The 13086-nt window shown below is 67.3% G+C and carries 12 protein-coding genes; 10 read left to right on the forward strand and 2 right to left on the reverse strand.

Annotated elements, in window-relative coordinates:
- Positions 1-58 precede the first annotated feature (58 nt).
- From DXK21_RS12630 to DXK21_RS12665, 8 genes are all read left to right on the forward strand, one after another.
- Entirely contained in the window at positions 59-1924 is a 1866-nt protein-coding gene (locus DXK21_RS12630) for a S9 family peptidase (protein ID WP_114818140.1), read from the forward strand.
- Positions 1925-2078: 154 nt separating this feature from the next.
- Positions 2079-2276 carry a 50S ribosomal protein L35 gene (rpmI, locus tag DXK21_RS12635; RefSeq protein ID WP_003166435.1) on the forward strand — a complete coding sequence of 66 codons (198 nt, stop codon included), beginning with the start codon at positions 2079-2081 and terminating at the stop codon, positions 2274-2276.
- 56 nt (positions 2277-2332) lie between these two features.
- A complete protein-coding gene (rplT, locus tag DXK21_RS12640; protein ID WP_114818141.1) occupies positions 2333-2689 on the forward strand; it encodes a 50S ribosomal protein L20 in 357 nt (118 codons plus the stop codon).
- Positions 2690-2873: 184 nt separating this feature from the next.
- On the forward strand, positions 2874-3077 hold the full coding sequence (locus tag DXK21_RS12645) for a dodecin family protein (RefSeq protein WP_114818166.1): 204 nt from the start codon (positions 2874-2876) through the stop codon (positions 3075-3077).
- Positions 3078-3135: 58 nt separating this feature from the next.
- Positions 3136-4212, forward strand: a complete 1077-nt coding sequence (pheS, locus tag DXK21_RS12650; protein ID WP_114818142.1) for a phenylalanine--tRNA ligase subunit alpha — start codon at positions 3136-3138, stop codon at positions 4210-4212.
- A gap of 17 nt (positions 4213-4229) precedes the next feature.
- Positions 4230-4625, forward strand: a complete 396-nt coding sequence (locus DXK21_RS12655) for a hypothetical protein (RefSeq protein ID WP_114818143.1) — start codon at positions 4230-4232, stop codon at positions 4623-4625.
- On the forward strand, positions 4622-7045 hold the full coding sequence (pheT, locus tag DXK21_RS12660) for a phenylalanine--tRNA ligase subunit beta (protein ID WP_114818144.1): 2424 nt from the start codon (positions 4622-4624) through the stop codon (positions 7043-7045). Before DXK21_RS12655 ends, pheT begins: the two co-directional genes overlap by 4 nt.
- A 221-nt stretch (positions 7046-7266) precedes the next feature.
- Positions 7267-7890, forward strand: coding sequence for a DUF1134 domain-containing protein (locus tag DXK21_RS12665; protein ID WP_114818145.1), 624 nt, complete (start codon positions 7267-7269; stop codon positions 7888-7890).
- Positions 7891-8033: 143 nt separating this feature from the next.
- On the opposite strand, the gene DXK21_RS12670 is transcribed toward DXK21_RS12665, so the two are convergent.
- Positions 8034-8924, reverse strand: a complete 891-nt coding sequence (locus tag DXK21_RS12670) for a Rossmann-fold NAD(P)-binding domain-containing protein (protein WP_114818146.1) — start codon at positions 8922-8924, stop codon at positions 8034-8036.
- A gap of 10 nt (positions 8925-8934) precedes the next feature.
- The gene (locus DXK21_RS12675; protein ID WP_114818147.1) at positions 8935-10161 is read right to left on the reverse strand and encodes an NAD-dependent epimerase/dehydratase family protein; all 1227 of its coding nucleotides are present in this window, start codon (positions 10159-10161) and stop codon (positions 8935-8937) included.
- Positions 10162-10311: 150 nt separating this feature from the next.
- On the opposite strand from DXK21_RS12675, the gene ligD reads away from it, so the two are divergent.
- Both ligD and DXK21_RS12685 read left to right on the forward strand, forming a co-directional pair.
- The gene (gene ligD, locus DXK21_RS12680) at positions 10312-12849 is read left to right on the forward strand and encodes a DNA ligase D (RefSeq protein WP_326970004.1); all 2538 of its coding nucleotides are present in this window, start codon (positions 10312-10314) and stop codon (positions 12847-12849) included.
- 50 nt (positions 12850-12899) lie between these two features.
- Positions 12900-13082 carry a DUF3606 domain-containing protein gene (locus DXK21_RS12685; RefSeq protein WP_047413801.1) on the forward strand — a complete coding sequence of 61 codons (183 nt, stop codon included), beginning with the start codon at positions 12900-12902 and terminating at the stop codon, positions 13080-13082.
- Positions 13083-13086: the final 4 nt, after the last annotated feature.

Raw genomic sequence — 13086 nt, forward strand, 5'->3', positions numbered from 1 at the left:
CTCAGAAGGCTAACCTAATTCGCTCGAGCTGGAGGCGTTTTCACACAGCCTCGACTCCATGACGCTGTCGCCGAGCGGCGAACTGATCGCACGGATCGAAGTCGTCAATGAAACCCGGGCGCTCGCCGTCACCCGGATCGCCACGGGCCAGCATATTTTCGCGGCTTCGATCGGCGACGCCAAGGTGCGCGACCTGAGCTGGATCGGCGAGGGGCGGGTCCTGATCGTCACCTCCCAGACGCAGAGCATTCATGATCTCGGCGTCCCCCGTACAGAGTTGTTCTACGGCATGATCCTCGACCTGGAGACGAAAAGCGTCGTCCAGGTTCTCAGGCAGACGCCCGACGTGCTGGCGACGCTCTATGGCCCCGCCTCGGTGCGCAGGACCGCGCAGGGGGAGGCCCTCTTCACGCGGGGCGTCAACGTCATTAACGGACAGATCAATCTGCACAGGATCAATCTGGAGACCGGCCGGGGCCGATCCATAGAGTCCATGGATCGGGACACGGACGACTATGTGCTGAACACCGATGGCGAGGTGATCGCCATCGCCGAGTACCTCGAGCGCAGCGGGCGGTGGTCCCTGCACCTGCCGAACGGGCGAGGCTTCCGTGAAACCTGGGCGGTGGACGCCTTGGTCGATACCCCCACGATCATCGGCATGGGGCGGAGCCCACGCACGATCGTCGTCAGCGCAGAGCGGCCAGACCTGGCGTCCGCAGAGGCTGAATCGGAGGACGGCTTCTTGCTGTTCGAGGTCAATGTGGACACCGGCGAATGGATACGCTTGCCGTTCGAGCATCACCCTGACTTCCTGGTCCATCACCCGGAAAGCCGCCTGCTGATTGGAGCCGGGCGCACGGAAGAGGATGGCGTTCGTTATGAGTTCAGCGAACCCACGGCGGTACGGCGTTGGAGCGCCATCGAGCGGGCGTTTCCGGGCAAGAGGCCGCGCCTTGTGTCGTGGAGCGACAGCCTGAAACAGGTTCTTGTCTTTATCGACACCGGAGAATCCGGCCTCTATCGCCTTGTCGACTTTAACACCGGCGTCGCCGATGTGGTCGGTGTCGCCTATCCGACCATCCCCACTGAACAGGTCGGCGTCGTCCGCCCGATCCGCTATGCGGCGGCGGACGGGCTGGAGATCGACGGTTACCTGACCTTGCCGCCAGGCATGGAGGCGCCTGCGAACCTGCCCCTGGTGGTTCTGGCCCACGGCGGACCGGCGTCGAGGGATGTCGCCGGTTTCGACTGGTGGGCTCAGGCCCTGGCGTCGCGCGGCTATGCGGTGCTGCAGGCCAACTTCCGGGGCTCCACCGGATACGGGCGGGCCTTCCTTGAGGCCGGCTATGGCGAATGGGGGCGCAAGATGCAGACGGACCTGTCCGACGGCGTCCGCTGGCTGGCCGGGGAGGGGATCGTCGACCCCGCCCGCGTCTGCATCGTCGGCGGCAGCTACGGCGGCTATGCCGCCATGGCGGGGCTGACGCTCGACAAGTCGGCCTATCGCTGCGGCGTGTCTGTCAACGGGGTCTCGGATCTGCGGCGCATGGTCAAGCAGGAGGTCTGGCGGCTGGGCGAGCAGAACAACCAGACCGTCCGCTATTGGAATCGCTTCATGGGCGCCGCGCGGTTCAATGATCGGGCGCTGGACGCCCTGTCGCCCGCTCTGCTGGCCGACCAGGTCGACAGTCCCTTGTTGCTGATCCACGGCAAGGACGACACTATCGTCGCCATCGAGCAAAGCCGCCTCATGGCTGCGGCCTTGCGGCGCGCCGGCAAGCCCGTGGAGATGGTCGAGCTGCCGGGCGAGGACCACTGGCTGTCGCGCGCCGACACGCGTCTGCAGATGTTGCGTGAAACGGTGCGCTTCCTGGAAGCCCATAATCCGGTCGGCCCGTCGTCGCCGGCGCCGACGCCGTGACTCCGCTTGCCTCGCGTCGGGGTTCGGCGTAGAAGCCGCCTCTTCGCGACCGAACAGCCGGGCTAACAGGCATGCCTGGGCCGTTCGTTTCAGCTTCGCACTCCGGGCTCAAGCAGCTCGAAGAGCGATAGCCCACTAAAAAGAGAGAGTGAAAATGCCGAAACTGAAGACGAAGTCTGGCGCCAAAAAGCGCTTCAAATTCACGGCCACTGGCAAGGTGAAGGCCGGCGTTGCGGGCAAGCGTCACCGCTTGATCAGCCACAACTCCAAATACATCCGCCAGAACCGCGGCACCTCGGTCATGGCCGACGCCGACGCCAAGAAGATCAAATCCTACATGCCGTACGCCTGATCGGCGCGCGCATTTCGATCTGATCTCTACGTAAGAATTTGAAAGGATAGCGACACATGGCTCGCGTCAAACGGGGCGTAACGTCCCACGCCAAACACAAGAAGGTTCTTAAGCAGGCCAAGGGCTTCTACGGCCGCCGCAAGAACACCATCCGTACGGCCAAGGCTGCCGTCGATCGCGCCGGCCAGTACGCCTACCGCGACCGTCGCAACAAGAAGCGTTCGTTCCGCGCCCTGTGGATCCAGCGCATCAACGCCGCCGCCCGTCTGGAAGGCTTCACCTACTCGCAGTTCATCCACGGCCTGGACAAGGCCGGCATTGTGCTGGACCGCAAGGTCCTGTCGACGATCGCCGCCGACGAAGCCAGCTTCAAGGCCATCGCTGACAAGGTCCGCGCCGCTCTGGCCGCCTAAGTCTTACGACTGCGCTCAAGCCGCTCAGCTCCGCGAGCCGAGCGCTAGCGTCAAAACAAAAACGCCCGTCCCGGTCGCCGGGGCGGGCGTTTTTCATGGCCAAGCTGACCTTTTGGCCGGGTCGGGCGTTGGAGTGCGACAGCCGGGTCGACTGGCGACCCTGGCGGTTCAGGAGGCTTTGCTGATGTCCGTCGCTCGCGTCACCGAAATTACTTCATCCTCGACAGTCAGCTTCGACGACGCTGTCGCCCAAGGCATCGCCCGCGCCGACAAGACCCTGCGCCATGTCGAGGGGGCCTGGATCCAGGACCAGAAGGTCGTGGTCCGCGACGGCCAGATCGCCGAATACCGGGTCAACATGAAGGTCACTTTCGTCCTCGCGGACTAGACCTGATCGACGCTGAAGGCTTTGCGTGACGGCCGTGTCGGGCTAGACGCTGCGGATCATGACCGATCTCGCCCAGCTAGAACTCGACCTGATCAACGCCATCGGAGCGGCCGCAAGCGTCGCTGCGATCGAAGAGGTGCGCGTCGCCGCCGTCGGCAAGACCGGCGCCGTCTCCGCCCTGCTGAAAGGCATGGGCGCGCTCAGCCCCGATGAACGCCGAGAGCAAGGGCCGATCATCAACGGTCTGCGCGACCGTGTAACCTCCGCCATCGCCGCCAAGAAGGCCGAGTTGGAGGCCGCCGAGCTTGACGCGCGGCTGCTGGCCGAGCGCGTCGACCTGACCCTGCCCAGCCGTCCGCGCCGCAAGGGCGGGGTGCACCCGACCATGCAGGTCATGGACGAGATGATCGCCCTGTTCGCCGAGATGGGCTTCGCAGTGGCCGAAGGCCCGGACATCGAGGACGATTTCCACAACTTCACCGCCCTGAACTTCCCGCCCAAGCACCCGGCGCGGGAGATGCACGACACCTTCTTCCTGAAGCCCGACCCGGAAACGGGCGAGCGCAAGGTGCTGCGCACCCACACCAGCCCGGTGCAGGTGCGGACCATGATGTCGCAGAAGCCGCCGATCCGCATCATCGCGCCCGGCCGCACCTTCCGTAAGGATTCCGACGCCACCCACACGCCGATGTTCCATCAGATCGAGGGTCTGGTGATCGACCGGGACATCCACATGGGTCATCTGAAGACGACGCTGGAAACCTTCATCGCCCGCTTCTTCGAGCTGGACGACGTCAACGCCCGCTTCCGTCCGCACCACTTCCCCTTCACCGAGCCCTCGGCCGAGATGGACATTCGCTGCGACCGCTCGGGCGGCAAGCTGACGCTGAACGAGGGCGACGACTGGCTGGAGATCCTCGGCTGCGGCATGGTTCACCCCAACGTGCTGCGCAATTGCGGCATCGACCCGGATGAGTATCAGGGCTTCGCCTTCGGCATGGGCGTGGATCGCCTGGCCATGCTGAAATACGGCGTCTCCGATCTGCGCCCCATGTTTGAGGCCGATACGCGCTGGCTGGCGCACTATGGCTTCTCCGCCTTCGCCGCGCCCAATCCGGCCAGCGGCCTCAGCTGATTTCTCGAGCTCAAGACATGACTGACACCCAAACCGCCCCCATTACGCTCGAACTGCTCGGCCCCGGCCCGGAGTACAAAAAGGTCAGCGTCTGGTTGCCGCAGCTGTTCATGGAGACCAGCCGCGCTGGATCGCTGGTGATCGAAAACCGGACCTTCACAGACTGTCTGATCGAAGGCCCGGCTGTGCTCTTGCCGCTGGAAGGCTGCCACTTCGACGGCTGCAACATGGGCGACGCCCATGGCGATCCCCGCAACCTGCTGCTGCTCCCTATGGGCGCGCAGCGCGTGACGGGCGCCATTCCGCTGAAGAACTGCAAGTTCATCAACTGCCGCTTCCTCGGCGTCGGCTTCACGGGCGCGAAAGCCTATCTTGACGACATGGTCTCGGCCCTGGGCGGAGCGCCCGCATGAAGTTCACGCTTTCCTGGTTGAAGGATCACCTCGAGACCGAGGCCGACGTCCATCAGATCGCCGAGGCGATGACCATGGCCGGTCTGGAGGTCGAGGAGGTCCACGACCCCGTCGCCGTCCTGGCGCCCTTCACTGTGGCCAGGATCATCTCGACCGCGCGGCACCCCGACGCCGACCGCCTGCAGGTCTGTCAGGTCGAGACCGTGGACGGCCTCAAGGAGATCGTCTGCGGCGCGCCAAACGCGCGTCCGGGCCTGACCACCATCTACGCCCCCATCGGCGCCTATGTGCCCGGTCTGGGCGTGACCCTGGTCGAGAAGCCGGTGCGCGGCGTCGTCTCGCACGGCATGCTGTGCTCGGCTTCGGAGCTGGAGCTGGCTGACGAGAGCGACGGCATTCAGGAGCTGCCGCCGGAAATCCCGGTCGGGACCCCGGTCGCCGGCCTGTTCGGCGCCGAGCCGGTCATCGACTTCGAGGTGACGCCGAACCGCCCCGACTGGCTGGGCGTCGCCGGCATCGCCCGCGACCTGGCCGCCGCCGGCGCCGGCAAGCTGAAGCATTTCGACATCGCCGTGGTGCGCGGCGCCTTCGCCTCGCCGATCTCGGTGCGGCTGGAAGCGCCCGAGATGTGCCCGGTCTTCGCCGGTCGCGTCATTCGCGGCGTCAAGAACGGCCCGTCGCCGGCCTGGCTGCAAAAGCGCCTGACGGCCATCGGCCTGCGCTCGATCAACCGCCTGGTCGATGTCACCAACCTGATCGCCTATGACCGCGCACGGCCCCTGCACGTCTATGACATGGCCAAGCTGTCGGGGACCGAGATCGTCGTGCGCGCCGGGCTGACCTCGGCGGAAACCGGCGAGCCCGAGCACCTGATCGCTCTGGACGGCAAGACCTACAGCGTCGCGCAGACCGACTGCGTCATCGCTGATGCTGCGGGCGAGCGCCCCATCGGCCTGGGCGGCGTCATGGGCGGCGAAAGCACCGGCTGCGACGAAGCCACGACCGACGTCTTCCTCGAAAGCGCCTGGTTCGAGCCCATCGTCATCGCCCAGACGGGCCGCACCCTGGGCATCCATTCCGACGCCCAGTACCGCTTTGCCCGCGGCGTCGATCCGGTCTCGGTGACGCCGGGTCTGGAGCTGGCCACGCGCCTGATCCTCGACCTGTGCGGCGGCGAGCCGTCCGAGATCGTCTTCGTCGGTGCCCCCCCGGCCAGCCCGGCGCCCTTCGCCTTCGACCCGGCCTATGTGAAGCGCCTGACCGGCATGGCGCTGTCCGACGACCGGATCGGCACCATCCTGGGTCAGCTCGGCTTCCTGATCACCGCCGGCGGCGCCGATCAGGTCGAGCCCTGGACCGTCACGCCGCCGTCCTGGCGTCGCGACGTCGAAGGGCCGGCCGATCTGGTGGAAGAAGTCGCCCGTATCGAGGGCTTCGACGCCCTGCCCAACACGCCCCTGCCTGAGGTCGCCCGCAACGCACGCGGCGTCCTCAGCCCGCGTCAGGCTCGCGTCCGCGTCGCCCGTCGCGCCCTGGCGGCCCTGGGCTACGCCGAGGCCGTGACCTGGTCCTTCACCAAGCAGTCGACCGCTGTCCTGTTCGGCGGCGGCGATGAGCGTCTGGTGCTGGAAAACCCCATCGCAGCCGACCTCGACTGCATGCGGCCGTCGATCCTGCCCAACCTGATCCAGGCGGCGGCTCGCAACGCCGCGCGCGGCCACGCCGACGCGGCCCTGTTCGAGGTCGGCCCCATCTATCTGAACGACCAGCCGAACGGTCAGCGCACAGCCATCAGCGGTCTGGTCGCCCCCCATCCCGACCGTCATTGGGGCGGGGCGGGCGAAGACGCCCTGTTCGGGCTCAAGGGCGACCTGTTCGCCCTGCTGGAGGAGATCGGCGCGCCGGTCGCCTCGCTGCAGCTGGCGCAAGGGTCAAACCAGAGCTGGTGGCATCCCGGCCGCTCGGCCCGGCTGCAACTGGGGCCGAAGAACGTCATCGTCGAGTTCGGCGAGCTGCACCCGCGCGTGCTCAAGGCCCTGGACGCCGACGGCCCCATGCTGGCCTTCGAGGTCATCCTCGACGCCGTGCCGGAACCGCGCGGAAAAGGCGGCAAGGCTAGGGGCGCGGCGGACCTGCCGAACTTGATGCCGCTGAGCCGCGACTTCGCCTTCCTGATGGATGAGGCCAAGGCTGTGGGCGAGCTGACCCGCGCCGTCGCCGGCGCTGACAAGGCCCTGATCGCCGAGGTGCGCGTCTTCGACGTCTATCGCGGCCAGGGCGTGCCGGAGGGCCAGAAGTCGGTCGCCATCGAGGTCGAGATCCAGCCGCGCGCCGCCACCCTGACCGAGGCCGAGATCGAGGCCCTGACGGCCAAGGTCGTCGCCTCTGCCGCCAAGGTCGGCGCGGTCCTGCGGAGCTGACAAGAAGCCGGAGCGAAAGCTCCGGCTTCTTTCTTTTTGGGGCCTGCCTGTCCCGTTAGGCTATTGAGCCCTTCTGACGAAGCCTTGATCGGCTTGGACGGCGCGGAATACAGCCAAGCAAGGTTCGGTTAACCTTAAAGCCCCAAGGCTGCCGCAAAAGACACGGACGGTAGGTCAAGCCCGCGACGATGGGCGACCCGTCCTCTGTCAGGAGCCTCGACATGCATCGCCGCCAACTGATCCGTTCCAGCCTTGGTCTCGCCGCCGCCGGCGCCCTGCCCGTGGGCCTCGGCGCTTGCGCCTCGACGCGCCAGCCGACCGACCCCAACTATCCGATCGCTTCGGACCAGACAGCCCAGGCCTATACCTTCGAGGAACTGGTCGCCGCCGGGTCGCGCGAGATGGGCATCGCCGCCGAGGCCATGGGCTCGGCCATCGAGCGCATCTTCGCCGAACAGGGCGACCGCCCGACCGCCTATATCGCCGGCGAGGAAGCCGCCGGAGCGGCCGCCGTGGGCCTGCGCTACGGTCGCGGCGCCTTGCACATGAAGGACCTGTCGGCCTCGCAGGAAGTCTTCTGGCAGGGCATTTCGATCGGTTGGGATGTCGGCGGCAACGCCAGCCGGGTCTTCACCCTGGTCTACGGTCTTTATCATCCCGATATGCTCTATCGCCGCTACCCCGGCGTCGAGGGCTCGGCCTATCTGGTCGCCGGTCTGGGCGTGAACTATCAGCGCGCCGACGGCATCGTCCTGGCCCCCATCCGCACCGGCGTCGGCCTGCGCCTGGGCGCCAACGTCGGCACCATGAGCTACAGCCGCCAGCGGAATCTGCTGCCTTTCTAAAGGCGAAGAGGCGCTAGCGCTCGGCCCGCGGGGCCTCGCTGCTTGAGCGCCCCCGCCTTTCATCCTCATCCCGGAAGCCCGTCAGGGCTATCCGGGACCGCAGGAAGCGCGGGCGTCTTTGGCGGTCCCGGCTCTTCGCTCCGCTACGGCCGGGATGACGAGGAAATGAGCGCGTCTAAGCCCTCGCGCCAGGTCGGGTATCTGGGCCGCCAGCCCAGCTCGGCCTTGGCGCGGGCGTTCGAGAGGCGTTTGTTGTCGTTGTAGAAGCGGCGCATGGCGTCCGATACGGACGCGTCGTCCAGCGACACCTCGGGCGGTAGGGGCAGGTTCAGCCGTGTCGCTGCCCCCGCCATCACCACGTCCGCCGGGGCCGGTTCATCGTCGGTCAGGGTGTAGGCGCGGCCCGGATGCGGGCGAGCCATCGAGGCGAAGAAGCCGGCGACGGCGTCTGCGACATGGATGCGGTTGAACACCTGTCCGGGCTTCTTCACCAGCCGCGCGGTCCCGTCGCGCAGGCGATCCAGCGGCGACCGGCCGGGGCCGTAGATGGCGGGCAGGCGGAAGATCTGCACCGTCAGCCCCATGCCGCGCCCGGCGTCCAGCCAGTCCTGCTCGGCCCGGACACGTCGCGCGCCCTCGACGCTGGCGGCGTTCAGGTCGTCGTCCTCAAAGGCCCAGCCGCCCGCGCGGTCGCCGTAGACGGCGGTGGAGGAGACGTAGCCGATCCAGTCGGGATAGGCGCCCGATGCGGTGAGGGCCGGGACCAGGGCCTTCAGTCCGGGGCAGCCGGCGCTGTCGGGCGCGGCGGTGACGAGGATGGCGGAGGCGACGGCCACGGCCGCCTTCAGGGCTTCGGCGTCGGCGGGATCGACGGCGATGACGCCCGCCGCCGTCAGTTCCGCGCGGCGCGCGGGATCGCGTGAGGTGGCGAAGGCGCGGCCCTGCCGCCGGAGCGCTTCGCGCGCCGCCTCGAGGCCCAGGTAGCCGCCGCCGAAGACCAGCAGGGACGGGGCGGCGAGGGCGGGCTGGGTCATGAGGGTCCGGTCAGGCGATGCGGGCGGCGGGCGCGGGCGTGACAGCGACGCCTTGTGACTGCAGCGCTTCGGCGCGCTTGTCGTTCCAGGCCGAGACGCAGGCGATCTTGGATCGGTCGGCGCGGTCGGCGTAGCGACGGGCGATGTCGGTCACGTCGGCCATCAGACCCTCGGCCAGGGTGATGGGCTTCAAGCCCAGATCGCGGAACTGGTCATTGGCGACGACCAGTTCGTTTTCGTCGGCCTCCTGACGCGGGTTCGGCACATTGTGGACCTCGGCCCCGGTCATGTCGGCCACCATCTGGGCCAGGTCGCGGACGCGGCGGCTCTCGGTCATCTGGTTCAGGATCTTGACCCGCTCGCCGGATTTCGGCGGGTTGTTCAGCGCCAGTTCGACGCAACGCACCGTGTCCTGGATATGGATGAAGGCCCGCGTCTGACCGCCCGAACCATGCACCGTCAGCGGGTATCCCACCGCCGCCTGCATCAGGAAGCGGTTCAGCACCGTGCCGTAGTCGCCGTCATAGTCGAAGCGGTTGATCAGACGCTCGTCCTGCTTCGTCTCCTCGGTCTGGGCGCCCCAGACGATGCCCTGGTGCAGGTCGGTGATCCGCAGGGCGTCGTTGCGAGCGTAGAACTGGAACAGCAGGGCGTCCTGGGTCTTGGTCATGTGATAGATGCTGCCCGGATTGGGCGGGAACAGGATTTCCTGCTCGGTGGGGCCGTGGTCGGTGTCGACCGTGACCTTCAGATAGCCCTCGGGGATGCGCAGCCCCGCCGTGGTGTAGCCATAGACCCCCATGGTCCCCAGGTGGGCCAGGTGGATGTCCAGCCCGCTCTCGACCATGGCCGCCAGCAGGTGATGGGTGGCGTTGATGTTGTTATCGACGGTGTAGAGCTTGTGCCGCGCCGACTTCATCGAATAGGGGGCAGCGCGCTGCTCGGCGAAGTGGACGACGCTGTCGGGCTTCCAATCGCGGAGCAGGGCGACCAGGCGGTCGAACTCCTGGCCCACGGTCATGTTGACGAAGTCGATGCTGCGGCCCGAGACCTCGCGCCATGCGGCGATGCGCTCGCCCATGGTGCGGATGGGGGTCAGGGACTGGACCTCAAGCTCGTTGTCGATGTTGCGGCGGCTGAGGTTGTCGACGATCAGCACGTCCCAGCCGCGCGCCGACAGGTGCAGGGCCGTAGGCCAGCCGCAGAAGCCGTCGCCGCCGAGAATGATCACGCGCATTGGTCGAACCCTGTGTCTCTTGCTCCCTCCTGCCTAGCCGATGGCGGAGGCGGGCGAAAGCGGCGACGCAAAGGGCGCCTTGCCGCAGGCTCCGCTGCGCTGTCGAGGCCAGGTTGGCGCCGCCTGACGCCGGGTGAAGCTTTCGGCGGCGTGACGCGTTCACTGGCCATGACGGCGCGCGGTGAACTGGACAGCTATCAAGCCAAGCGGAACTTCGGCGCCACGCCGGAGCCAAAGGGACGCAAGGCCAGGGCCCGTCAGAGCGGTCTGCGCTATCTGATCCAGCGCCATGCGGCGAGCCGTCTGCACTACGACTTTCGCATCGAGCACGACGGCGTGTTGAAGTCCTGGGCCGTGACCAAGGCGCCGTCGCGCGATCCCCACATCAAACGCTTGGCGGTCGAGGTGGAGGACCACCCCCTTGATTACGGCGACTTCGAGGGGACCATTCCGGCGGGAAACTACGGCGCGGGCACGGTGCAGCTGTGGGACGTCGGCGAATGGCGCCCTCAGGACCCTGATGTGGACGCGGCCTTCCAGAAGGGCGTCGTCAAGCTGACCCTGCACGGCGAACGGCTGAAGGGCGGCTGGGCCCTGATCCGGCTCAAGACAGATCGCGGCAAGCCCTCCAAGCGGCCCCAATGGTTGCTTCTCAAGGAAAAGGACGAATACGCCGTCGACGGCGAAGGCGAGGCCCTGGCCGCCATCGACGCCTCGGTCGTCAGCGGGCGCAGCATGACCGAGATCGCGGGCGGGGATGCGCAGTGGAGCGCGTCCAAACCGGCTGTGCGCAAGGCCGCGCCCAGGCCGTCAAAGGCGCCGCCCAAGCCTTTGACCAAGCCCCACGCCTTCGTGCCGATCCAACTGTGCCAGATCGCCGAACGCCCGCCCTCGACGCCGGGCTGGGTGCATGAAATCAAGTTTGACGGCTATCGTCTGCAACTGGCCACGGGCGGCGGGCGCGCCATCCTGCGCACCCGCAAGGGTCTGGACTGGAGCGAGCGCTTTCCCGAACTGGCTGCCGAGGCGGCCCATTGGCCCGACGCGGTGGTCGACGGTGAGCTGTGCGCCCTGGACGGCGACGCCCTGCCGGACTTTTCGGCCCTGCAGACCGCGATCGGCGAGGGCAAGACGAGCGACCTGGTCTATTTCGCTTTCGACCTGCTGTTCGAGGGCGCCGAGGACCTGCGCCCCCTGCCGCTGTCGCACCGCAAGGCGCGGCTGCAGGCCTGGTGCGACCGGGCGGCGAAGGGTCACGCCGCGCGCCTGCGCTACGCCGACCATTTCGCCGCGCGAGGATCGGCGGTTCTGGAAGGCGCCTGTCGCATGCATCTGGAGGGGGTCGTCTCCAAGAAGCTGGACGCCCCCTATCGCGCGGGCCGCTCGGCCACCTGGGTCAAGTCCAAGTGCCGAGGCCGCGACGAGGTCGTGATCGGCGGCTGGTCGTCCGACAGCGGAGCCCGTTTCCGCTCTCTGCTGGTCGGGGTGATGACCAAGGGCGGACTGCGCTATCTGGGCCGGGTCGGGACGGGCTATTCGGCGGCCCTGATGAAAACCCTGGCGCCGGCGTTGAAGGCGGTCGCCGCCGAACGCTCGCCCTTCGTCGTCACGCCTGAGGCGGACGACCAGTTGAACTGGGTCGAGCCCGTCCTGGTCGCCGAGATCGAACACGCGGGCTACTCCAAGGACGGCATCCTGCGTCAGGCCGCGTTCAAGGGTCTGCGCGAGGACAAGACCCCTGACGATGTGGTCGCCGCTCCGCAGTCGCCCACGCCTGTCGCCAGACCGGGCAAGATGATCGTGGAGGGGGTGACTATCTCCCATCCCGACAAGATCCTGTGGCCCGCGACCGACGACCATGCCGCCGTCAGCAAGGCCGATTTGATCCTCTATTATGGGGCTGTGGCCGAACGGCTGCTGCCCCACATTATCGACCGCCCGGTCTCCATCATCCGCGCGCCGGACGGTATCGAGGGGCAGCGCTTCTTTCAGCGCCACGCCCTGACGGGGCGCCATCCCGGTCTGCGGGCGATCAAGGCAGGCGAGGGGCGGCCCTATGTCGCGGTCACTGACCTCAGCGGCTTGATCGCCATCGGCCAGTCAGGCGGGTTGGAGTTGCATCCCTGGGGTTGCAAGCGGGGCGACCCCGAGACCCCGGACCAGATCACCTTCGACCTGGACCCCGATGAGGGGTTGGATTTCGACGCGGTGGTCGCCGCCGCCCTCGTGTTGAAGTCGCGCCTTGAGGCCCTGGGTCTGACGCCCTTCGTCAAGACCACCGGCGGCAAGGGGCTGCACGTGGTCGTCCCGATCAAGACCGAGACCCGCAGCCGCATCGACTGGGATCAGGCCAAGGCCTTCGCCAAGGGCGTGTCGGAGGCGCTGAAGGCTGATCATCCCGACCGCTTCACCACCACCCTGGCCAAGAAGGCGCGGGGCGGAAAGATCTTCCTCGACTATCTGCGCAATGGCCGCGCCGCCACCGCCGTCGCGCCCTGGTCGCCGCGCGCCCGGCCCGGCGCCGGGATCGCTTGGCCTCTGTCGTGGGATCAGGTGAAGCCGGGGCTGGACCCCCAGGCCTTGAACCTGCTGTCCGCCGTAGATCTGTTGCAATCGCCTGATCCATGGAAGGCGTTTCGCAAGGCGGCCGTGTCGCTGAAGCCGAGCCTGAAACGACTGGGGCTCTAACGTCCGGCCTCGGATCGGCCTATGGCAGTAGGGAAACGGAGACAGAGATCATGGCGGGCCTCAAGGACAAGCGCGGCTTCATCGACAAGGACCGGCTGGACCTGTCCGAGCGTCAGGCCGTCGAATACTGGATGAAGCGCTGGGGCGTGACCCGGGACCAGATCACCGCCGCCCACCGCAAGGTCGGTCGCATGACCAAGGACATCGCCGCCGAACTGGGCAAGAAGCGCTGACCGT

Origin of the sequence: Brevundimonas bullata, assembly GCF_003350205.1 — a bacterium.
GTDB lineage: Bacteria > Pseudomonadota > Alphaproteobacteria > Caulobacterales > Caulobacteraceae > Brevundimonas > Brevundimonas bullata.